At 71.6% G+C, this 20,205-nt stretch carries 15 protein-coding genes; 2 read left to right on the plus strand and 13 right to left on the minus strand.

Annotated elements, in window-relative coordinates:
* Nucleotides 1-391 precede the first annotated feature (391 nt).
* Nucleotides 392-1,399 carry a stage II sporulation protein M gene (locus ACFXKG_RS25840; protein WP_384843601.1) on the minus strand — a complete coding sequence of 336 codons (1,008 nt, stop codon included), beginning with the start codon at nucleotides 1,397-1,399 and terminating at the stop codon, nucleotides 392-394.
* A 162-nt stretch (nucleotides 1,400-1,561) separates the two neighbouring features.
* Between ACFXKG_RS25840 and ACFXKG_RS25845 the strand changes: the two genes are divergently transcribed.
* Nucleotides 1,562-2,524 (plus strand): RDD family protein, encoded by a 963-nt coding sequence (locus ACFXKG_RS25845; protein WP_384843604.1) that lies wholly within the window; start codon nucleotides 1,562-1,564, stop codon nucleotides 2,522-2,524.
* A gap of 23 nt (nucleotides 2,525-2,547) precedes the next feature.
* On the opposite strand, the gene ACFXKG_RS25850 is transcribed toward ACFXKG_RS25845, so the two are convergent.
* The 9 genes from ACFXKG_RS25850 to ACFXKG_RS25890 form a co-directional block, all read right to left on the minus strand.
* Nucleotides 2,548-3,162: a hypothetical protein gene (locus ACFXKG_RS25850; RefSeq protein WP_384843607.1), complete on the minus strand. Its 615-nt coding sequence runs from the start codon at nucleotides 3,160-3,162 to the stop codon at nucleotides 2,548-2,550.
* A 225-nt stretch (nucleotides 3,163-3,387) separates the two neighbouring features.
* The gene (ahcY, locus tag ACFXKG_RS25855) at nucleotides 3,388-4,845 is read right to left on the minus strand and encodes an adenosylhomocysteinase (protein ID WP_384843610.1); all 1,458 of its coding nucleotides are present in this window, start codon (nucleotides 4,843-4,845) and stop codon (nucleotides 3,388-3,390) included.
* Nucleotides 4,846-5,182: 337 nt separating this feature from the next.
* Nucleotides 5,183-6,181, minus strand: a complete 999-nt coding sequence (locus ACFXKG_RS25860) for a cation diffusion facilitator family transporter (RefSeq protein WP_384843613.1) — start codon at nucleotides 6,179-6,181, stop codon at nucleotides 5,183-5,185.
* Between the two features lie 86 nt (nucleotides 6,182-6,267).
* Nucleotides 6,268-7,437 (minus strand): mannose-6-phosphate isomerase, class I, encoded by a 1,170-nt coding sequence (gene manA, locus ACFXKG_RS25865; protein WP_384843616.1) that lies wholly within the window; start codon nucleotides 7,435-7,437, stop codon nucleotides 6,268-6,270.
* Between the two features lie 286 nt (nucleotides 7,438-7,723).
* Entirely contained in the window at nucleotides 7,724-8,869 is a 1,146-nt protein-coding gene (locus ACFXKG_RS25870) for an SIS domain-containing protein (protein ID WP_384843620.1), read from the minus strand.
* Nucleotides 8,870-9,079: 210 nt separating this feature from the next.
* Complete coding sequence (locus tag ACFXKG_RS25875) at nucleotides 9,080-9,262, minus strand: Trm112 family protein (protein ID WP_365808440.1); 183 nt, start codon at nucleotides 9,260-9,262, stop codon at nucleotides 9,080-9,082.
* Nucleotides 9,263-9,387: 125 nt separating this feature from the next.
* Nucleotides 9,388-10,752 carry a phosphomannomutase/phosphoglucomutase gene (locus tag ACFXKG_RS25880; protein WP_384843623.1) on the minus strand — a complete coding sequence of 455 codons (1,365 nt, stop codon included), beginning with the start codon at nucleotides 10,750-10,752 and terminating at the stop codon, nucleotides 9,388-9,390.
* 211 nt (nucleotides 10,753-10,963) lie between these two features.
* Entirely contained in the window at nucleotides 10,964-12,580 is a 1,617-nt protein-coding gene (locus ACFXKG_RS25885) for an L-lactate permease (RefSeq protein ID WP_384843626.1), read from the minus strand.
* A gap of 168 nt (nucleotides 12,581-12,748) precedes the next feature.
* On the minus strand, nucleotides 12,749-13,174 hold the full coding sequence (locus ACFXKG_RS25890; protein ID WP_384843629.1) for a DUF3499 domain-containing protein: 426 nt from the start codon (nucleotides 13,172-13,174) through the stop codon (nucleotides 12,749-12,751).
* A gap of 285 nt (nucleotides 13,175-13,459) precedes the next feature.
* On the opposite strand from ACFXKG_RS25890, the gene ACFXKG_RS25895 reads away from it, so the two are divergent.
* Nucleotides 13,460-13,888: a metallopeptidase family protein gene (locus ACFXKG_RS25895; RefSeq protein ID WP_365808434.1), complete on the plus strand. Its 429-nt coding sequence runs from the start codon at nucleotides 13,460-13,462 to the stop codon at nucleotides 13,886-13,888.
* Between the two features lie 20 nt (nucleotides 13,889-13,908).
* Here ACFXKG_RS25895 and ACFXKG_RS25900 read toward each other — a convergent pair whose 3' ends face one another.
* From ACFXKG_RS25900 to ACFXKG_RS25910, 3 genes are all read right to left on the minus strand, one after another.
* Nucleotides 13,909-15,501, minus strand: a complete 1,593-nt coding sequence (locus ACFXKG_RS25900; RefSeq protein ID WP_384843632.1) for a DUF5719 family protein — start codon at nucleotides 15,499-15,501, stop codon at nucleotides 13,909-13,911.
* Nucleotides 15,498-19,229: a glycosyltransferase family 2 protein gene (locus ACFXKG_RS25905; RefSeq protein WP_384843635.1), complete on the minus strand. Its 3,732-nt coding sequence runs from the start codon at nucleotides 19,227-19,229 to the stop codon at nucleotides 15,498-15,500. The genes ACFXKG_RS25900 and ACFXKG_RS25905 overlap by 4 nt, the downstream gene beginning before the upstream one ends.
* 476 nt (nucleotides 19,230-19,705) lie before the next feature.
* Complete coding sequence (locus ACFXKG_RS25910) at nucleotides 19,706-19,969, minus strand: WhiB family transcriptional regulator (RefSeq protein ID WP_030742398.1); 264 nt, start codon at nucleotides 19,967-19,969, stop codon at nucleotides 19,706-19,708.
* Nucleotides 19,970-20,205: the final 236 nt, after the last annotated feature.

The following is a 20,205-nucleotide window of genomic DNA, read 5'->3' on the forward strand; positions in this document are numbered from 1 at the left end:
CGTGTCCGATTCCCCGTCGGAGCGGGGTTCGCTTTCCAGTTCTTCGCTTTCGCGTTTCCCTTTCCGGCGATTCCGACTCTACCAGATCCTTTCGGCTTGTTCTGCCTCAGAATTCCAGTGGCCTTCGGATTGGCCTTTTCGCCTTTCGACTGACCCGACTTTAGCAGAAGCATGGAGGCCTGAATTTCACAGGCCAGAATCAGCTGCTTGTCGAATCGAGGGGTGCTCCGTGGAATTCGATCCCACCAGGAGCAACGTAGATGTTAATCAGCGAACCCGGAGCTTGTCCAACTCCGAGGCAACCGTTCAAATCTACCTCCCCACTCCAGCCGTGTCAACGGTTTTTGTGGGGCGAAGAGGAGACTAACAGGTCGAGTACGCCTCATGCACATCAGCCTGCGACAGGAAGCGCGGCGCTGCGGCCGGTTGCCTCCAGGTCGCCCGTCTCGCCTTCCCGGGCCGCCCTGCCGCCGAGGATGTAGACATAGGCGAGGAAGGCCAGTTCTGCGACGACTCCTATGGTGATGCGCGCCCAGGTGGGCAGGCCGGACGGAGTGACAAAGCCTTCGATCACGCCTGACACGAAGAGGACCAGCGCCAGGCCGATGGCCATGCCGAGCGCGGCGCGGCCCTGCTGGGCCATGGCTGTTCGGCGGCTGTGCGGACCCGGGTCGATGAGGGTCCACCCGAGGCGCAGACCGGTGCCGGCCGCCACGAAGACCGCGGTCAGTTCCAGTAGACCGTGGGGCAGGATCAGGCCGAGGAACGTGTCGAGGCGGCCCGCCGAGGACATCAGCCCGATACCGACGCCCAGGTTGAGCACGTTGACGAAGAGGATCCAGATCACCGGCAGGCAGAGAAACGCCCCCAGGACGAGACACATGGCCGCGGCCTGCGCGTTGTTCGTCCAGACCTGTGCCGCGAACGACGCCGCCGGATGGCTGGAGTAATACGTCTCGTACTCACCGCCCGGACGGGTCATCCGGCGCAGATCCTCGGGTGCCCCGATCGCCGCCTGTACCTCCGGGTGAGCGCCGGTCCACCAGCCGATGGCGGCGGCGAGAAGAGTGGAGAGGAGAGCGGTCGGTATCCACCACCGCCGGGCTCGGTAGACGGCGGCGGGGAATCCCGCCGTAAGGAACAGCACGGCGTCCCGCCAGCCGGCCCGGCGCGTGCCGGTGACCGTCGCACGGGCTCGGGCCACGAGCTGGGTGAGGCGGGTGGTGAGTACGGGATCGGGAGCGCTGGACTGAACCAGCGAGAGATGTGTGGCGGTGCGCTGGTAGAGGCCGACGAGCTCATCGGCCTCGGCGCCGGTGAGACGCCGGCCGCGACCCAGGAGGTGGTCCAGGCGGTCCCACTCGGCGCGGTGGCTGGTCACGAAGACATCGAGGTCCATGGGCGGCTCTGCTCCAGGCACTGGGTGCGAACGGTCCGTACTGCTGGCGTCCGTACTACTACGTCGTACTACGTCGGCACGGCTGACTGCGGCGTGTTGTGGGTCAGCTTGGCAGACTGACCTTCTCCAGAGCGGAGGAAGGTCGGCGAAGGGTGGGCACCGGTGGATGAGCTTGTGACGGGCGACGCGGTCGTACTGGGGCTGCGCCCGGCGCGGCTGCCGAGCCGGGCGCTGGCGACGGCGATCGATCTCGCGGTGGCCGGTGCCGCGTATCTGATGGTGTCGGTCGGCATCGTGCTGTCGGCCGGCTCGCTGGACGAGGCCGCGGTCGCAGCCCTGGCCGTCGCCTCGTTCCTTCTGGTGCTGGTCGGTGGTCCGATCGCCGTGGAGACCCTCAGCCACGGGCGCTCGCTGGGCAAGCTGGCCTGCGGGCTGCGGGTCGTACGGGACGACGGCGGGCCCATACGGTTCCGGCACGCGCTGGTGCGTGGGGCGATGGGCGTGGTCGAGATTCTGTTCTCGGTCGGGGTGGTCGCCTGTGTCGCGTCGCTGACGTCGGCGCGGGGGCGGCGGATCGGCGACGTGTTCGCAGGGACCCTCGTCGTACGGGAGAGGGTGCCGACGTCGTACATGGAGGCGGTGCCGCCGCCTCCGCCGTGGCTCGTGGGGCGCTTCGCGGAGCTGGATCTGTCTGCCGTGCCGGATGATCTGTGGCTCGCGATACGTCAGTACCTGACGCGGATGGGGCAGCTCGACGCGGGGGTGAGCCGGTCGATGGCCGAGCGTCTGGCGGGTGATCTGGCGGCTCGTACCGGTACCCCGGCGCCTCAGGAGGTGCCTGCGGGCGCGTATCTCGCGGCGGTGGTGAACGAGCGGCAGTCACGGGATGCTCGGCGGGCCTTCGGCGGCACCACGCCGGCCTTGGGGGCCACGGGAGCTCCGGGAGCCTCGGGGGGCCTGGGCTCCGCTGTCGGTTCTTCTGCGTTTCCTCTCGCTCCGCCTGTCGTCCCTCCCGGGGGCACCCCGTCTTCCCCTTCTTCCCTGTCTCCTGCCCCGCCCGTGGCCCCGGGCCCCGGGGCCGGGTCGCCCCCTCCGTCCGTCACGGGGTTCGTCCCGCCCGCGTAGGCGTCCACGGGCGGCGGAACCGGTCAGGTCGGTGGCGACGGCGGGGTTTCCAGGTCTTCCAGCTCGATGCCGGGGGCCGAGAGCACCACGTCGCCGGCGATGTGAACGGTGTGCTGTTCACCAGTGTCCAGGGCGCTGACCTGGTACTCGTCCACGATCAGGGGTCCGTTGTCAGTGGCGTGCGCTTCACTGTTCACCAGGGCCCAGGACTGGTCGATCGTGCGGGGGGCGAGGACCGGATCGGTGAAGGCCACAAGGCGGACGCGTGTCGTGGGGGAATCGGGGGTGAGGCGCAGAAGACGGGTCGTCGCGACGAGGAAGGCGGGGGATGTGCCGGTGAAGGCGTGGGCTTTGACATTGCCTTCTGTGGCGTGGGCGCCGGTGGGGTCGGTACGGACCCAGGTGACGCCGTCGAGGGCGGCGCCGCGGATCTGCCAGCTCGCCGCGTGGAGTTGAAGCCGGATGGGGCGGCCGAGCTCGTCGAGGGCCAGATCGACGGAGCCCGAGTGGTCGCCGGAGGGAGTGGTGATCTGGGAGACGTAGCGCCAGCCGGAGGGGCCGGGCGCGCAGTGGAAGTGTTCGTCGCCGAGAGGGGTGTGATCGTGCGGGTCATGGAGCGAATAACGGCCGCGGGGCATGGGGTCTTCCGGGTCCTTCGGGTACGCGGCAACTGACAGCACACCGTACGTCAACGCCTTGGCGGCTCGGCGCCGTGCGCACGGAACAAGCCCCCGACACGGGGGTGCGGGGGCCTGTTCTGTGAGCTGCGGAAGCCGGGTGCCGAAGGGCCGAGGCCGTGTCGGTGATCCGTCACCACCGGCCGGCCCGTCGGCGGGCGCGCCCGCGCGGGCGCGCGCTGCGGATCAGTAGCGGTAGTGGTCCGGCTTGTACGGGCCCTCGACCTCGACACCGATGTACGCGGCCTGCTCCGGGCGGAGCGTCGTGAGCTTCACCCCGAGCGCGTCGAGGTGGAGACGGGCGACCTTCTCGTCCAAGGCCTTGGGGAGCACGTAGACGTCGGTCGGGTACTCCTCCGGCTTGGTGAAGAGCTCGATCTGGGCCAGGGTCTGGTCCGCGAACGAGTTCGACATCACGAACGAGGGGTGGCCGGTCGCGTTGCCCAGGTTGAGCAGGCGGCCCTCGGACAGGACGATGAGCGTCTTGCCGTCGGGGAACGTCCAGGTGTGGACCTGGGGCTTCACCTCGTCCTTGACGATGCCTTCGATCTTGGCCAGGCCGGCCATGTCGATCTCGTTGTCGAAGTGGCCGATGTTGCCCACGATCGCCTGGTGCTTCATCTTGGCCATGTCCGAGGCCATGATGATGTCCTTGTTGCCCGTCGTGGTGACGAAGATGTCGGCGATGGAGACGACGTCGTCCAGCGTCGATACCTGGTAGCCGTCCATCGCCGCCTGGAGCGCGCAGATCGGGTCGATCTCGGTGATGATCACACGGGCGCCCTGGCCGCGCAGGGACTCCGCGCAGCCCTTGCCGACGTCGCCGTAGCCGAAGACGACCGCGACCTTGCCGCCGATGAGGACGTCGGTGGCGCGGTTGATGCCGTCGATCAGGGAGTGGCGGCAGCCGTACTTGTTGTCGAACTTGGACTTGGTGACCGCGTCGTTGACGTTGATCGCCGGGAAGAGGAGGACGCCGTCGCGCTGCATCTCGTACAGGCGGTGCACACCGGTCGTGGTCTCCTCCGTGACACCGCGGATCTCGGACGCCAGGCGGGTCCACTTCTGCGGGCTCTCGGAGAGGGTGCGGTTCAGCAGGGTGAGGATGTGGCCGTACTCCTCGCTGTCCGCAGTCGCCGGGTCGGGGGCCGCGCCGGCCTTCTCGAACTCGACGCCCTTGTGTACCAGGAGGGTGGCGTCACCGCCGTCGTCCAGGATCATGTTCGGGCCGCCGGTGGGCGTGTTCGGCCAGGTCAGAGCCTGCTCCGTGCACCACCAGTACTCCTCCAGCGTCTCGCCCTTCCAGGCGAAGACGGGGACGCCCTTGGGGGCCTCCGGGGTGCCCTCGGGGCCGACCGCGATGGCGGCGGCGGCGTGGTCCTGGGTGGAGAAGATGTTGCAGGACGCCCAGCGGACCTCCGCGCCCAGCGCGGTCAGCGTCTCGATGAGGACCGCGGTCTGCACCGTCATGTGCAGGGATCCCGTGATGCGGGCACCGGCCAGGGGCTGCGTCGCCGCGTACTCCTTGCGGATCGACATCAGGCCGGGCATCTCGTGCTCGGCGAGGGTGATCTCCTTGCGGCCGAACTCGGCGAGCGAGAGGTCGGCGACCTTGAAGTCCTGTCGGTTGGCGACAGTCGTCATAACGAGCTGCTCCTCGTAAATCGGGTCGAGGGTGAATACGTACGGCTGACTCTGCGGCGGCGGGCATACGAATGCCCGGGCTACGCGGGGCAGTCCGTCGGAGGCCCTCTCTCCCTCGGCCGGTCCGCAGCGCGGACCGCCCGACCGCCATCAGCAGCGACGTCTGGCTCTGGTCACGAATCTACACCGATCGGCCCAGCGACCTACAGCCGAACCAGGAAGGAGCAGAACGCATGTGGGGGAACACACGCCCGGGGAGAAAGCCCGGGAGAGCCGTACGGGAGGGAGGAGAGTCGTAGGGGAGGGAGGAGGGGGTCTCGGGGGCCGGCGCCGCGGGCTACTCCGTCGTGTCCGGGCTCGTGGGGGTGTCCGGGCTCGTGGGGGTGTTCGTGTCCTTGGCCGGGTTGGTACCCGCGGCGGCGGCCGAGGCGCTGTAGATGTCCGGCTCCAGGTAGATCACCCGGGCGATCGGGACGGCCTCGCGGATGCGGGACTCGGCCGCGTTGATCGCGGCGGCCACCTCGCCCGCCGTGTCGTCGTGCTCGACCGCGATCTTCGCCGCGACCAGAAGCTCCTCGGGGCCGAGGTGGAGCGTGCGCATGTGGATGATGCCGGTCACGACGTTGCCGTCGACGATCGCACCCTTGATCTTCTCGACGTCCTCCGTGCCCGCGGCCTCGCCGAGGAGCAGGGACTTCGTCTCGGCCGCGAGAACGAGGGCGATCACGATGAGGAGGATGCCGATGCAGAGCGTGCCGATGCCGTCCCAGATGCCGTCGCCGGTCGCGAGCGAGAGACCGACGCCGCCGAGGGCGAGAACCAGACCGATCAGCGCGCCGAAGTCCTCCAGCAGGACCACCGGCAGCTCGGGCGCCTTGGCCCGGCGGATGAAGTCCTTCCAGGAGAGCGCGCCGCGCAGGGCGTTCGACTCCAGGATGGCCGTACGGAAGGAGATCGACTCGGCGATGATCGCGAAGATCAGCACGCCGACCGGCCAGTACCAGGCCTCGATCTCGTGCGGGTTCTTGATCTTCTCGTAGCCCTCGTAGATCGCGAACATGCCGCCGATCGAGAACAGCACGATGGAGACGAGGAACGCGTAGATGTAGCGCTCACGCCCGTAGCCGAAGGGGTGCTCCGGCGTTGCCTCGCGCTTCGCCTTCTTGCCGCCGAGGAGCAGCAGTCCCTGGTTGCCGGAGTCGGCGAGGGAGTGCACACCCTCGGCGAGCATCGACGACGACCCGCTGAAGGCGAATGCCACGAACTTGGCTACTGCGATCGCGAGGTTGGCGCCGAGCGCCGCCACAATCGCCTTGGTTCCGCCGGACGCGCTCATGGGTGCGTGGTGTCCCTTCCTAGGTATGCGGCCCTGGCGCCGCCGTACGGCGGGACATTGTTGCAGCCGCCGGAGCGGCCGGACTATCAGACCACCACTGTGGCCCGGAACACCGTGCCGGTACCGGACAGTTCGGTCTTCTCGCCCGCCGGTACGAAGACCGCGCCGCCGGGCGTCAGCCCGAGATCGCCCACCGTGGGGGCGCCCGCGGTGCAGAGCAGGATCTGCGGGGTGGCGGCCGTCAGGTCGCGCGGGGCGGCGCCCGGCGCGAGGGTGAAGCGGGAGAGCCGGAACTCGTCGATGGGGGTGTCGTACAGCTCCTCGCCGGAGGCGGAGGCCTCGGGGCGCAGAACGGCCGGCTCGGTCGCTTCGAACCGCACGACACGCAGGAGTTCGGTGACGTCCACGTGCTTGGGGGTGAGGCCGCACCGCAGGACGTTGTCCGAGTTGGCCATGATCTCGACGCCGAGGCCGTCGAGGTACGCGTGCGGCACACCGGCGCCGAGGAAGAGCGCCTCGCCCGGCTGGAGTTGTACGTGGTTGAGCAGCATGGCGGCGATGACACCCGGGTCGCCCGGGTAGTGGCGGGCGATCGACGCGTACGGGGCGTACGCGCCGCCGAGCCGGTCCGCGGCGGCGGCGGTCTCGGTGACCGTGGCGGCCATCTCCTCCGGGTCGGCGCCCAGTACGGCGGTCAGGACCTCGCGCAGCGCGGCCTCTTCGGGGTGGGCGCGCAGGAGGTCGACGTACGGCTTGAGCGCGTCGACGTCGAGCCCCGCGAGGAGTTCGGCGGCGTCCTCCGGGGCGCGGAATCCGCAGAGCCCCTCGAAGGGGGTGAGCGCGCAGATCAGTTCGGGCTTGTGGCTGGCGTCCTTGTAGTTGCGGTGCGGGGCGTCGATCGGGACGCCCCGGCGCTCCTCGTCCGCGTACCCCTCCTTCGCCTGGGCGAGGTCGGGGTGCACCTGGAGGGAGAGCGGCGATCCCGCGGCGAGCAGCTTGAGCAGGAAGGGCAGCCGGGGACCGAACTTCCGTGTGGTGGCCGCCCCGAGCTCCGCCTCGGGGTCGGCGTCGATGAGGTCCGAGAGCGCCTGCTCACCCACGCCGTGTCCGCGGTCGAGCCGCGAGGGGGCGCCGGGGTGGGCGCCGAGCCACATCTCGGCCTGCGGCTCGCCCGTGGGCGGGGTGCCGAGCAGTTCCGGGATGGCGGTCGTCGAGCCCCAGGCGTAGGGGCGCACTGTGTTCGAGAGGCGGTCCATGGGGTGAGCCTTCTGGTGCGAGGTGGCGGCGCGGTGGCGGTGGGATGGCGCCCTGGTACTGGTGAGGTGCTGGTGAAGTGCTGGGCGGATGCCGGTCAGGTGCCCGCCAGGTGCGATCAGGTGCCGGTAGGGCTGAGGTGACCGGGCGACGGCGCCTCGGGATGGCAGGAAAAGGGGGAAGGCGGAAAGAGGGAAGGGCGAAGGGGGCCGGGCGTGCGAGGGCGTACGGGTGCGCGGGTGGGCGGCGCGCTGTCGGTACGGGAACGGCATGCGTGGGGGCGTCAGGTCATACGGGAGTGCCCGCGGCCAGTGTCAGATAGACCGTGGCGAAGTCGGTGACCGCGATCAGCTCGGCCAGGGCCTCGATGTCGGTGCCCTCCTCCGGCTCCAGCTCGCTGATGGCCGTGTCGTGGCCGAGGGCGAGTTCGCGGGCGGCGGGGGCGGCGGTGAGGCCGCCTGTCGGACGGTCCCTGAGCAGGACGACGCGGGCGCGCAGGGCCTGGCTCTCCTCGACCCGGTCGCGGAAGAAGTCGTCGGGGTCCGCGCCGCCCGCCAGGTCGCCGGCGAGCAGCGTGCCGTGGGCCTGCAGCGCCTCGGGCAGTTCGGCGGCGAGCGCGGGACGGCCGCTCAGTTCGGAGAGCACGGCGGCGAAGCGGCGTCCGGCGGGGGCCGCGGCCGTTCCCTCGGTCCAGATCAGCGGGAGGCTGTCGGCGAGTTCTGCGGCGAGGGTCTTCGCGGGATTGCTGTACGTGACGATGGCCGGGCCGCAGCGCTCGGCGGTACGGTCCAGCCGGTCGGCGACGCGCTGAAGGGTCTCCGGTGGCGCGGTGAGGAGTCCCACCCGGTCGAGCAGGGCGAGCAGCGGGACGAGCAGGGCCCAGAGGGCGCCGGGCCCGGTCGCGCGGGTGTCCTCCTCGACGGTGTCGGCCCACTCGTTCGGTGCCGTCGCCATCGGTACGAGCAGTCCGTGCGAGCCGTTGAGCGACTCGCTCAGCGGGGAGTGGCCGGGCGCGACGCCGACGACCGTGCAGCCGCGCCGGTACGCCTGCTCCGCGAGGAGGGCCAGGCCGGGCTCACTGCCGTCGGTGGTGGCGATCAGCAGCAGGTCCACGGGGCCGGCCCAGCCGGGGAGCGCCCAGCGCAGGGCGCCCGCGGCGGGGGCGACGCCCGTGGGGCGCAGTCGGGTCACCGGCGCGGCTGCGCCCGCCAGCGCGGCGACAAGGTCGGCGGCGGCGGTCGCGGCGGCGCCGGAACCGGCGATCAGTACGCCACGGGGGCGGCCTTCCGGTGCCAGGTCAGCGACGCCGGCCTCGGCGGTCTGCCGCAGCGCGGTGCGGACCCTGGCCCCGGCTTCGGCGGCGTCACGGAGCAGACCGTGGTGGTCGGCGCGGGTGAGCGCGTCGGGAGCGTCGAGCAGCGACTCGTCGAGCATGAGGGGTGGGCCTCCGCTGGTGTGGCACATGAGCAGGGCTGATGCGAGTGATGCGGTTGTTACGGGTGGTACGCGGCGTGTCTGCGCGGTGCGCATCTACGTACCCACGTACCCACGTACCTGCGGGGTGCGTGCGTGGGGGCGTACCTGCGCGTTGTGCGTGCGTGCACGGAGCGCGCTGACGCGAGGCGTGCTTGCGCAGGGCGGCGTCTACGCGGGGCGGCGCGCCTCGTCCACGAGGAGCACCGGGATGTCGTCCCTGACCGGGTACGCCAGGCCGCACTCCGCACCGGTGCAGACGAGCTCGGGCGTCTCGGCCGTGGTGCGGTCACTGAGCGGCGCGTGACAGGCCGGGCAGGCCAGGATCTCCAGGAGGCCGGCTTCGAGCGGCATGGGGTGGGTGTCCTTTCGAACAGGTGGTTAGACGCCTGTCAGCCTACCGCCGCAGGCCCCGCGCCCGCCGTCCCGGAGCCGGGAACGGCGGGTGTCCGAGGGGCGGTGGTGACGGTCGGTCCCGGTCAGTCCCTGATCAGGGCCAGGGCTTCGTCCCGGAGCCTCGCCATCGTCGCCACCTCCCGCGCCTCCACGTTCAGACGCAGCAGCGGCTCCGTGTTGGAGGGGCGGACGTTGACCCACCAGTCCGCCGACGCCACCGTCAGGCCGTCCAGGTCGTCGAGGGTGACCCCCTCGCGCGCCGCGAACGCCGCGCGGACCGCCGCCAGCCGGGCCTCCTGGTCGTCCACCGTGGAGTTGATCTCGCCCGAGCCCGCGTACCGGTCGTACGAGGAGACCAGATCCGAGAGCAGGCCGTCCTGGCCGCCGAGGGCCGCCAGGACGTGGAGCGCGGCGAGCATGCCGGTGTCCGCGTTCCAGAAGTCGCGGAAGTAGTAGTGCGCGGAGTGCTCGCCGCCGAAGACCGCGCCCGTCGTGGCCATCTCCTGCTTGATGAAGGAGTGGCCGACACGGGTGCGGACCGGGGTGCCGCCGTTCTCCCTGACGACCTCGGGGACCGACCGGGACGTGATCAGGTTGTGGATGACCGTCGCGCCCGGGTGCTTGGCCAGTTCGCGCGCCGCGACCAGGGCCGTGATGGCGGACGGCGAGACGCCCCGGCCGCGTTCGTCCACGACGAAGCAGCGGTCCGCGTCGCCGTCGAAGGCCAGACCGAGGTCGGCGCCCTCGGCGAGGACGCGGGCCTGGAGGTCGACGATGTTCTTCGGGTCCAGGGGGTTCGCCTCGTGGTTCGGGAACGTACCGTCCAACTCGAAGTACATGGGCACGACATCGAGCGGCAGGCCGGCGAGGACGGTCGGGACCGTGTGGCCGCCCATGCCGTTGCCCGCGTCCACGACGACCTTCAGCGGGCGGATCGCGGAGAGGTCGACCAGGGAGAGCAGATATGCGGCGTAATCGTCCAACGTGTCACGCCGTGTGAGGGTTCCCGTGCCCTCCGGTGTCTCCCCGGTGCCCCGCAGCCAACTCTCCACCAGGGCACGGATCTCCGCGAGCCCCGTGTCCTGGCCCACCGGCGCGGCGCCCGCGCGGCACATCTTGATGCCGTTGTAGCGGGCCGGGTTGTGCGACGCCGTGAACATCGCGCCGGGGACGTTCAGGCTCCCGGACGCGTAGTAGAGCTGGTCCGTGGAGCACAGCCCGATGAGGGTGGCGTCGGCGCCGCGCGAGAGGGCGCCCCGCGCGAAGGCCGACGCCAGACCGGGCGAGGAGGGCCGCATGTCGTGGCCGACGACGATCGCCCCGGCGCCGGTGACCTCGGCGAACGCGGCGCCGAAGAGTTCCGCGAGCCGGTCGTCGAGCTGATCCGGGTACACCCCTCGTACGTCGTACGCCTTCACGATCTGCGCCAGGTCCGGCACATGTGGCACATGCGGCGCATGCGAAACGTCGGCCACGGTCACGCCCTCCAGAGGTTCCTGTCACCGCGGTCGGTTCACTGCGGTCGGTTCAGTGCGGTCAGTTCAGTGCGGTCAGTTCAGTGCCGTCGGTTCACCACGCTCGGTCCAGTGCGCTCGGTCCAGTGCGGCGATTCGTGCGGTGCGGTGAGTCGGTTCAACCTACCCGGGCCGGATGACACCGTTAAGGCAGCATCCACCCCAGTACCGCCGTACTCTGCCCCACCACGATCAGGCACATCACCAGCAACAGCCCCAGACTCCACGGCAGCACCTTGCGCAGTACGTCTCCCTCCTTGCCCGCCAGCCCCACCGCCGCGCACGCGATCGTCAGGTTCTGCGGGGAGATCATCTTGCCCAGCACGCCCCCGGAGCTGTTCGCCGCGGCCAGCAGCTCCGGCGCGAGTCCCGACTGGTGCGCCGCTGTCACCTGGAGCGCGCCGAACAGGGCGTTGGCCGAGGTGTCCGAGCCCGATACCGCGACGCCGAACCAGCCGAGGATCGGCGAGAGGAACGCCAGCCCGGCCCCCGCCGCGGCGACGAAGTGGCCGATGGTCGCGGCCTGTCCGGACAGGTTCATGACGTACGCGAGGGCCAGCACCGAGGTGACGGTGAGGATCGCGTACCGCAGTTCGTGCACGGTCGCAGCCCACTCGCGCGCCGCGTCCCGCGTCCGTACGCCCAGCACCACGGCCGTGACCAGCCCCGCGAGGAGGACGAGCGTGCCGCCGGTGCCGACGAGCGGCAACGTGAAGACATTGGCGCCCACCCGGTCCCCGTCGGAGTTCGCGACATCGAGGAAGGGCCAGTCGAAGACCTGTGTCGCCTTGGCCAGCATCTCCTTGACCGGCGGGATCTGCGCGACGGAGAAGATCGCCACGATCAGCGCGTACGGGGCGTAGGCGCGCACCACTTCGGGGCGCGGGTCCTCGCGGTCCAGGTCCTCGCTCCGTACGCCCGTGAGCACGGCGGCGCGTACCGGCTCCGCCGCGGGCCGGCGCGCCGAGGGCACCGCGACCAACGCTGCGGCCCCCGCCAGCGCGGCCGCGATATCGGCGAGTTGGGCCGAGACGTAGTTGGCGGCGGCGAACTGCGCGACGGCGAAGGCGACTCCGCACGCCAGCGCGGGCACCCAGGTCTCGCGCAGCCCGCGCCGCCCGTCGACGAGGCCGATGAGCACCAGCGGTACGACGAGGGCGAGGAGCGGGGTCTGCCGGCCGACGACGGCGGCGACCGTGTCCAGCGGCAGCCCGGTGACCTGTGCGAGCGTCACGACCGGTGTGCCCATCGCGCCGAAGGCCACGGGTGCGGTGTTGGCGACGAGCGAGACGACGGCGGCCTTCACCGGGTCGAAGCCGAGCGCCACCAGCATCACCGAGCAGATCGCGACCGGCGCGCCGAACCCCGCGAGCGCTTCGAGGAGCGCGCCGAAGCAGAAGGCGACGACGAGCGCCTGGATACGGGGATCGTCGGAGAGGCGTCCGAAGGAGCGCCGCAGGATGTCGAAGTGCTGGGTCCTGACCGTCATCCGGTAGACCCAGAGGGCGTTGACGACGATCCACATGATGGGGAAGAGCCCGAAGAGCACGCCCTGCGCGCCGGCCGAGAGCGTCTGGCCGAGGGGCATGGAGAAGGCGAGCCAGCCGACGAGTACGGCGACGGCGAGGCCGGTGAGCCCGGCGAGGTGGGCTCGCATACGGACGCCGCCGAGCAGGATCAGCACGGTGGCCAGGGGCAGCGCGGCGACGAGAGCGGAGAGTGCGAGCGAGTCGGCGACAGGTTCCAGTTGCTGTACGAACACGACAGTCCTCCGGAATTCCGCGATACGGAAAGTGATCTCTCACGGATGGAGGAATGGTCGTGTCCGCGCCAAGAGAAGGTCAATGGTCCGCACAGGATCCGTGGCGGAAACCCTGGACGGAGACCCTGGGGGACCCGGAAGGCTCGTCGGTGCGAGGCGGGGCAGGGCTCAGGACTCGGGTGAGCGCAGCACCCGCAGATGTCCCCGGCGCCCGACCTCCATCGGGTCCGCCCCCCGCGTGCCCTTGCCGCCGCCATCGGGCGACCGCTCCGGCGGGCGGGCGGCCTCCCGTACGGCATTGGCCAGGGCTTCGAGATCGTCGCCGCTCGGCTGCGCGGGGGCCGAGCCGTCCGTGAGCCGGACGACCTCCCAGCCGCGTGGCGCCGTCAGCCGCTGACCGTGTTCCGCACACAGGTCGTAGCAGTGAGGCTCGGCGTAGGTGGCGAGCGGGCCGAGGACCGCGGTCGAGTCGGCATAGACGTACGTCAGTGTCGCGACAGCAGGGCGGCCGCACGCGGTGCGCGAACAGCGACGTACAGGGCTCACGATGTTGGACGGTACCGCACTCTTGAGCGGGCTGCGACGACTCACCACCAGGTCACTCCACCGTGTCGCGGCGTGATATGCCGCACAAGTTGGCTGGAATCAACTGCCCTGACCTGCACGGAAAGAGGAGTGACGAGCCGACGACAGCCCGTGACACGGTCGCGACTTGGGACAAACCCGTCAATGCGCGAGGGATCGACGATCATGCGTACGTCGGGAATCGAGCCCAAGCTTGGCCTGAATGCTCAATATGCGACATGCCATGCGACATGGCCTCCGACGAGGTCCGAGCCTCGATGATGGAGCGCCCCGGAGAGCTACGCTGCGTCAGTGATGGACAGTCCAGTACCGCCCCGGCCGCCCGAGCCCCGGCCGCGCCGCCGTGACCGCCACGGCCGGGGGATGCGCGGGCCGGTCGCCCCGCCCCAGGTGCCGCTCTCGACCAGCCGCTCGGAGTCGTTCCGTGATCTCGTACGGGACTCCGTGGACCGGCTGGAGCGGCGCTGGCCGCAGCTCGCGGATGTCGAGTTCCTCGTCATGGAGGTGCCCAGCACCCTGGAGGAGACCGTTCCGCTCGGCAGCTCCGCCCCGGCGGGCAAGGATCATCCGGCGCGCATCCTCGTCTACCGCCGCCCCGTGGAGATCCGTACCAAAGGCCGCGACGACCGCGCGCTGCTGGTGCACGAGGTCGTCGTCGAACAGGTCGCGGAGCTGCTGGGGCTGGCGCCCGAGTCCGTCGACCCCCGGTACGGACAGGAGTGACCGAGGGTCCCTGAAGGGCGCTACTTCCCGTCGTCCAGGATGGACAGGTCTTCCCTGGCCCTCGGTACGGACACGGTGCCCCGGTCGTCCGGCAGCGTCTGCACCGTGAACATCGGCACCCCGTCCTCCGGCAGCTCCAGCGTGCGCGACGCGTGGACGGGGCCGCCCGACTCCGGCTCGACCGTCAGCGCGTACGCGCCCTTCAGCCCGGCCGGCGCCTTCGGGGTGACGGCCAGCGTCGACCGCGCCTTGACGTCGTACGTCTCCACCGTCGCCTCGCCCCCCTCGGTGCCCGGCGAGGACGTGACCCTGACCTTCGCGGCGGCGCCGGGGGCGGTCAGCGAGAGCGTCGAACCCTTGGCGCGGTTGTCGGCCACGGTCGCGCGCGCCGTGATGGGGGCGGTCGCCGGGATGAACGCGATCTCCCGCTTCTCGCCCTTGCCCCGCACGACGCGCAGCGCCGCGACCACCGGGGCCGGACTCCCGGACGGGGAGAGCACCAGGGAACCGGCCTCTCCCTTGGTGACGTCCGCCAGTTCGAGCGCGGCCGTCATCTGCGACTTGACGTGAAGGCTCTCCAGTCCCGCCGGGGTGATCGTGCCCTCGGGGGTCGAGAGCTGCACCTTCAGGTCGGCGTCGGCGGACCCGGTCGCGAAGACCACCAGCCGCACGTCCGTCGCGTCCTTCGGGATGCCGGGCAGCACCACACTGTCCGCCGGGGCACCGGAGGCGGTCAGCCAGTCGCTGCCGCCCGCGTCGTCCGCGGCGCGCACCGCCGCGCCGACCCGGCCCGCGCGGGTGCTGACATGGACGGTCACATTGGGCGCGGACTCACTGGTCAGGGTGGAGAGCAGCACCGGGACGCTGGACCTCGCGGGCACCGGAATGCCCTCCCCCGTCTCGGACTTGACGGCGCCGTCGGCCCCGTACAGCTCGATGTCCACGATGGCGACGGTGTCGTCGGGGTTGGTGAGGTGGACGTAGTCCTGCCGGGAGCGTTCGGTGCTGGCGCCGGGGAACCAGAAGTCGGTGTCGGGCGCGGTGCAGGTCATCCCGAGCAGCCCGCGCGCGCCGCCCACGGTCACCGTGGTGGTCTGCTGCGTGGTCCAGCCGGGGGCGAAGCGGCCGGTGGCCGTGCCGACGAGCGCGGGTGAGGTGGCGCCGCTCGCCTCGGCGGAGACGGGGGTGCCGGGCTCCTTGAGGGTCATGAAGGACTTCCCGTCCTCGCCGGTGGCGCCCTTCCCCGCGTCGTCCTGCGCCGATTCACTCTCCTTGTCGTCCTTCTTGCCGTCGCCCGCCTTGTCGCCGTCCGCGCCGCCCGGGTCGGCCAGCGTGACCGTGGACTCCTTGAGCTCGGCCGTGCCGCCCGCGTCGGCGGCGGGCGCGCTGTCCGCGCCGCCCTTCCCCGTGGGGGTGACGGAGGTGTACGTGGTCTCCGCGACGTCCGAGACGCTGGGCGCCGGGCAGAGCTGACTGGTGCGCTCGACGGGGAGCCGGGCGGCTGCGCCCGCGGTGGTCGTGTCCGCGTCCGCCGGGGCGGACATCGAGGCGAACCCGGTGACGGCGGCGAGGGCGGTGGCGGCCGCGATGAGGGAGAGGCTTGTACGGTTCACTGGTTGCTGCTCCCGTCGGGGCGCTGACGCGGGTCGTTCTGCCGGCCGTCGGCGTAGGGCTGCTGCTGTCCGTAGCCGTACGGGTCGTACTGGTGCTGCTGGTGCTGCTGGTACGGCTGCTGGTCGTACGTTCCGGGCTCCGTGTACTGGCCGGGCTCCGCGTACGTGCCCTGCTGCTGGTACGGGTCGCCCTGGTAGGGCTGTTGCTGTTGCTGGTACTGCTGCTGGTACGGGTCCTGGCCGGGCGCCACCTGCGCGCCGGCGGCGGCGCCCGAATCCGCGGGTGCGGGTGCGGTCGCGGGTGCGTTCGCGTACGTGGAGCTGTCCCACTCGTCGTACGCCGGCTGCGCGGGCACCGCACCGTACGCCGCCTGCTCGCCGGTCTTGGTGGTCGCTTCGGCCACTGCGGCTGCTTCGGCCCCCGCAGCCCCTTCGGCCCCGGCTTCGGCCCCGGCCTCCGCCTCGGCCGCCGCCCGGAGGCGACGCGCCCTGCGGCCCTCGCCCTCCACGGGCTGGGCGGGGATCCCCTCGTCCTCGTCGGGCAGGTCGTCGTCGATCTCCCGGCGGCGCCCCGGCAGGGCGAGCACCAGCAGGACGAGCGCGAGCGCGCCCTGGGTCCAGACCCACGCGGTGTGGGTGATCGGGTCCTCGTAGGTGAGGTCGAGCCGGCCGCCCTCGGCGGGGAGTTCGAAGCCCTGGGCCCAGCCGTCGACGGTCTTCCTCGTCAGCTCCTTGCCGTCGAGGGTGGCCTGCCACCCCTCGTCGGCCCGGTCCGCGATCCGCAGCACGCGTCCGGCGGCACCCGCCGGGATCTCCGTGTGCGCCTCGACCGGCCCCGCGGCGACCGCGAGCGACTCGCCGTCGCCCTTGCCGTCGACGATCGTGGCGCGCGAGATCTGCCGGTCGACCCGCCACAGCGCGCTGCCGTCGAGCTGGCTCAGCCGGGTCAGGCCCGGGGTGGTGTCGAGAACGCGGCCGGTCTCGGCGGGGGCTCCGTCCCTTACCAGGACGTAGCGGATCGCGAAACCGCTGAGCGTGTCGGTCTGGTCGGCGCCGGAGCCGGCGACGAGGTTGGCGACGACCTTGTCGAGCCGTGCGTCGCCGCCGCCCGCCGCGGTCAGCTCGGCGTCGCCGAGCCGCCCGCCCGAGCCACGGACCAGGGAGTACGAGACCTCGGCGGGCGAGGTGCCGCCGAGGACCAGGGTGCGCGGCTGGTCGCGGGTGATGCTCTCCTCCGCGACGAAGGCGGGCACCTGCACCGGGTCGCGGCGCTCCAGCGGGCCCGCCGCGCCGCTGAGCATCCAGCCGACGGCGGCGATCAGCGGGCCGAGTCCGGCGGCGGCCGCGATGAGCACGGCGACGGGCTGGCGCCAGCCGAAGCTCTCGGCGGCGACCCGGATCCGGGCGCCGTCCGCGCCGAGGATGGCCGCGGCGATCATCGCGAGGCCGTAGACGAGGGTGGCAGGGCCCGCCCACCCGGAGTTGTTGGTCAGGACGGCGAAGACCAGCGCGACCAGCGCGACGGTCCACGCCGAGCCGATGGCGAACCGCCGCTCGGCGCGGAGCAGCGCCGCCAGCGCGGCCAGCACGATGCCCAGCATCAGGACACCGCCGACGGCCTTCGGGCCGCCGGGGCTCATCCCGAGCAGGTCGAGCGCGGAGGCCGAGCCCGTACCGAACTCCAGACCGGCCTCGCGGAAGAGCGCGGAAGGATCGGTGAGCAGCGAGAACGACCAGGGCGCGAGGAGGAGCAGCGGGGTGCCGAGCCCGGCGAGGACACGCGATCCGTACGCGGCGATCTCACCGCGGCGCAGCACCAGCACGCCGAGGCCCAGTACCAGCGCCAGCGGCCACACGACGGGCGTGAAGGCCATCGTGAACGTGAGCAGGAAGGCGTACGCCCATGTGGCGCGCCAGCTGCCGCGCGTCTGCGGGTCGGCGCCGTCGCGCATCGCGTACGCGGAGACGGCGGCACGGGCGAGCAGCGGCAGCAGGACGGCGAGGACGGCGGTGCCGACCCTGCCGGTGGCCAGCGCGCCGGTCGCGGCGGGCAGGAAGGCGTACGCGACGCTCGCCCAGGCGCGCAGCAGGCGGGACGGGACGAGCGAGCGGGAGGCGAAGTACGCGGTGACCCCGGCGAGCGGGACCGAGCAGACCAGGAGGACCGTCAGCGCGAGGCCGGTGGAGCCGAGGAAGAGGACCGACAGGGCGGCCAGTACGGCGAGGTAGGGCGGCGCGGTGTCGGTGACGCCCGTACCGACGGGGTGCCAGCCGTCGGCGTACCGGGACCAGAGTCCCGAGATGTCGGCGGGCGCGGGCAGCAGGGCGCCGCCCGCGAGCGCGCCGCCGCCGAGCAGGCCCCGGCAGGCGACGAGCGAGACCAGGAGGAGGATCGCGAAGAGGACGGGTCCTGGCTTGTGCGCGAGCTTCTTCAGCCGGGCGAACTGCTCGATCTCCATGTAGTCGGCGTCGTCGCCGCCCGGTCCCGACTCGACGGCGCCGTGGCGGGAGCCGCCGGAGTCGGAGTCGGAGTCGCCGCCGAGGCTCGCGGCGATCTGCTCGACGGTGACGCGGACGGTCGCGCCGGCCGGCGGGAAGAGGGGGCGCAGTTCGGCCGCCTCGACGACGCCCTTGCCGCGCTCCTTGCGGGCGCTGATGATCCGTCCGGGCCGGAGCAGGGTGCCGAGGAGCCCGGTGACCTCGTCGACGGCCTGTCCCGGTGCCTTGCCCACGAGATAGGCGAGGGTGCGCAGGACGGTGCCGAGGACGAGCCGGAAGAGCACGTAGGGGAGCACGGCGGCCCGCGCGTTGACGAGCATGGTGTAGACGGCGCCGGCCTTGTCGACGCGGTGCGGGTTGACGACGGAGCGGCCCGCGCAGTCGACCGTACGGCGCTCGCGCGCGGACGCCTCGGCGTGGCGCAGGACGGCGTCGGGGGCGACGAGGACCCGGTGCCCCGCGGCGTGCGCGCGCCAGCACAGGTCGACGTCGTCGCGCATGAGCGGAAGTCCGCGGTCGAAGCCGCCCAGTTCCTCCCAGACGTCGCGGCGGATGAGCATGCCGGCCGAGGAGACGGAGAGGACGGTACGGACCTGGTCGTGCTGGCCCTGGTCCTGTTCGCGGCGGTCGAGACCGGTCCAGCGGCGTCCGCTGTTGGCGATGGAGACGCCGACTTCGAGGAGCTGCTTGCGGTCGTACCAGCCGCGGAGTTTGGGGCCGACGACGGCGGCGTACGCGTCGGAGTCGGCGACGCGCAGGAGTTCGGCGAGCGCGTCGGGGGCGGGCGCGCAGTCGTCGTGGAGGAGCCAGAGCCAGTGCACCGGTTCGCCGTGCGGCAGTTCGGGCAGGTCGTAGTTCTCGTCGCGCCAGGTCCTGGTGGCCGGGTCCCAGCCGCCGGGCCGCTTCAAATAGGGCAGATCGTCGGGGGTGAGCACCCCGGCCGTCGTGGCGGCCTCTTCGACCGCGGTGCCGAAGCCGGAGCGGCGCGCGAGGTGCAGCACGCGCTCGTCGCCGAGTGCCTCGGTGAGCAGCCGGGCCGAGTCGTCGGCGCTGCCGGTGTCGGCGGCCATGACGTTCTGTACGGGGCGTTCCTGGCCGAGCAGCCCCGCGAGGGCGTCGGGCAGCCAGCGCGCGCCGTCATGGGCGACGAGCACCGCGGTGACGACATGGCGCGGGAACTCGGGGGCGCTGGTGGTGGCGGGAACGAACGCGGCGGTGGTGGGGGACATTGAGGTGGCGGGCCCTCCGGCCGGGGGTCGCCCCGAAGGGGCGTTGGAGCGTCTCGGACGGGGCCCCACACTAACGGTAGGAATACGCGCGGGGCGCCCGGCGCTCGATGTCCCCGGCGCAGCGGCCCGCCGGAGTGCCCGGCGCGCCGCCCGGCGGAGCCCCCGGCGTGCGCGCGGGGTCACGCGGGTACACGGGGGCGCGGGAGTTGCGGGGAGGGCGCGGCCGGAAGCGGGCGCCGGGAGTGGGCCCCTGGAACGCGGGCCGGGAGCAGGCTCCGGGAGTCAGTGCCGGGAGCGCAGGCCGGAAGCGGGCTCCGGGAGTCGGCGCCTGGAACGGAGCCGGAAGCGCGGGCCGGGAAACACAACGGTCCGCTGTCTGCGGGGAGGAGCAGACTGCGGACCGCGCCATATACGTATACGTAAGGGGTCGTACGGTGGATCTCCGGTGTCGCGGCCGCTCGGCGGCCCGACGGCGTTCAGATCGCGGCCTTCTTCAGGCGGCGCCGCTCGCGCTCGGACAATCCGCCCCAGATGCCGAATCTCTCGTCGTTGGCGAGGGCGTACTCAAGGCATTCCGACCGGACTTCACAGGCGAGGCAGACCTTCTTGGCCTCGCGGGTGGAACCGCCCTTCTCGGGGAAGAAGGACTCGGGATCGGTCTGGGCGCACAAGGCGCGCTCCTGCCAGCCGAGTTCCTCTTCCGCGTCCTCGACCAGCAGTTGCTGGAACAGCTCGGTCATGTGCGCCCCTCGTCTGTCTTTTGCGTCCCCGTGGGTATGGCCGCTGTCGAGGCGGCCGAACGACACGAGTGAAATTACAAGTGCGTGCTCCGGTCCGGTCAAGCCGAGATCTGCTATTGGGCCCGGTATTCACTCTGCGGAACCAAGGCTATGCGGAAAGTGTTCAAATCGCCAAAAACCTGACACATGCCACTGGCCTGCCCGCACCACCGCAATCACCCCTTCCGATCACCTCC

This window comes from Streptomyces sp. NPDC059255 (genome assembly GCF_042752355.1).
GTDB lineage: Bacteria > Actinomycetota > Actinomycetes > Streptomycetales > Streptomycetaceae > Streptomyces.

Excerpts from the sequence above, each read along its gene's own strand:
- ACFXKG_RS25910 (WP_030742398.1), bottom strand. The coding sequence starts at position 19,969 with ATGACCGAGCTGTTCCAGCAACTGCTGGTCGAGGACGCGGAAGAGGAA.
- ACFXKG_RS25850 (WP_384843607.1), bottom strand. The coding sequence starts at position 3,162 with ATGCCCCGCGGCCGTTATTCGCTCCATGACCCGCACGATCACACCCCT.
- manA (WP_384843616.1), bottom strand. The coding sequence starts at position 7,437 with ATGGACCGCCTCTCGAACACAGTGCGCCCCTACGCCTGGGGCTCGACG.
- ACFXKG_RS25875 (WP_365808440.1), bottom strand. The coding sequence starts at position 9,262 with ATGCCGCTCGAAGCCGGCCTCCTGGAGATCCTGGCCTGCCCGGCCTGT.
- ACFXKG_RS25860 (WP_384843613.1), bottom strand. The coding sequence starts at position 6,181 with ATGAGCGCGTCCGGCGGAACCAAGGCGATTGTGGCGGCGCTCGGCGCC.
- ACFXKG_RS25870 (WP_384843620.1), bottom strand. The coding sequence starts at position 8,869 with ATGCTCGACGAGTCGCTGCTCGACGCTCCCGACGCGCTCACCCGCGCC.
- ACFXKG_RS25905 (WP_384843635.1), bottom strand. The coding sequence starts at position 19,229 with ATGTCCCCCACCACCGCCGCGTTCGTTCCCGCCACCACCAGCGCCCCC.
- ahcY (WP_384843610.1), bottom strand. The coding sequence starts at position 4,845 with ATGACGACTGTCGCCAACCGACAGGACTTCAAGGTCGCCGACCTCTCG.
- ACFXKG_RS25840 (WP_384843601.1), bottom strand. The coding sequence starts at position 1,399 with ATGGACCTCGATGTCTTCGTGACCAGCCACCGCGCCGAGTGGGACCGC.
- ACFXKG_RS25895 (WP_365808434.1), top strand. The coding sequence starts at position 13,460 with ATGGACAGTCCAGTACCGCCCCGGCCGCCCGAGCCCCGGCCGCGCCGC.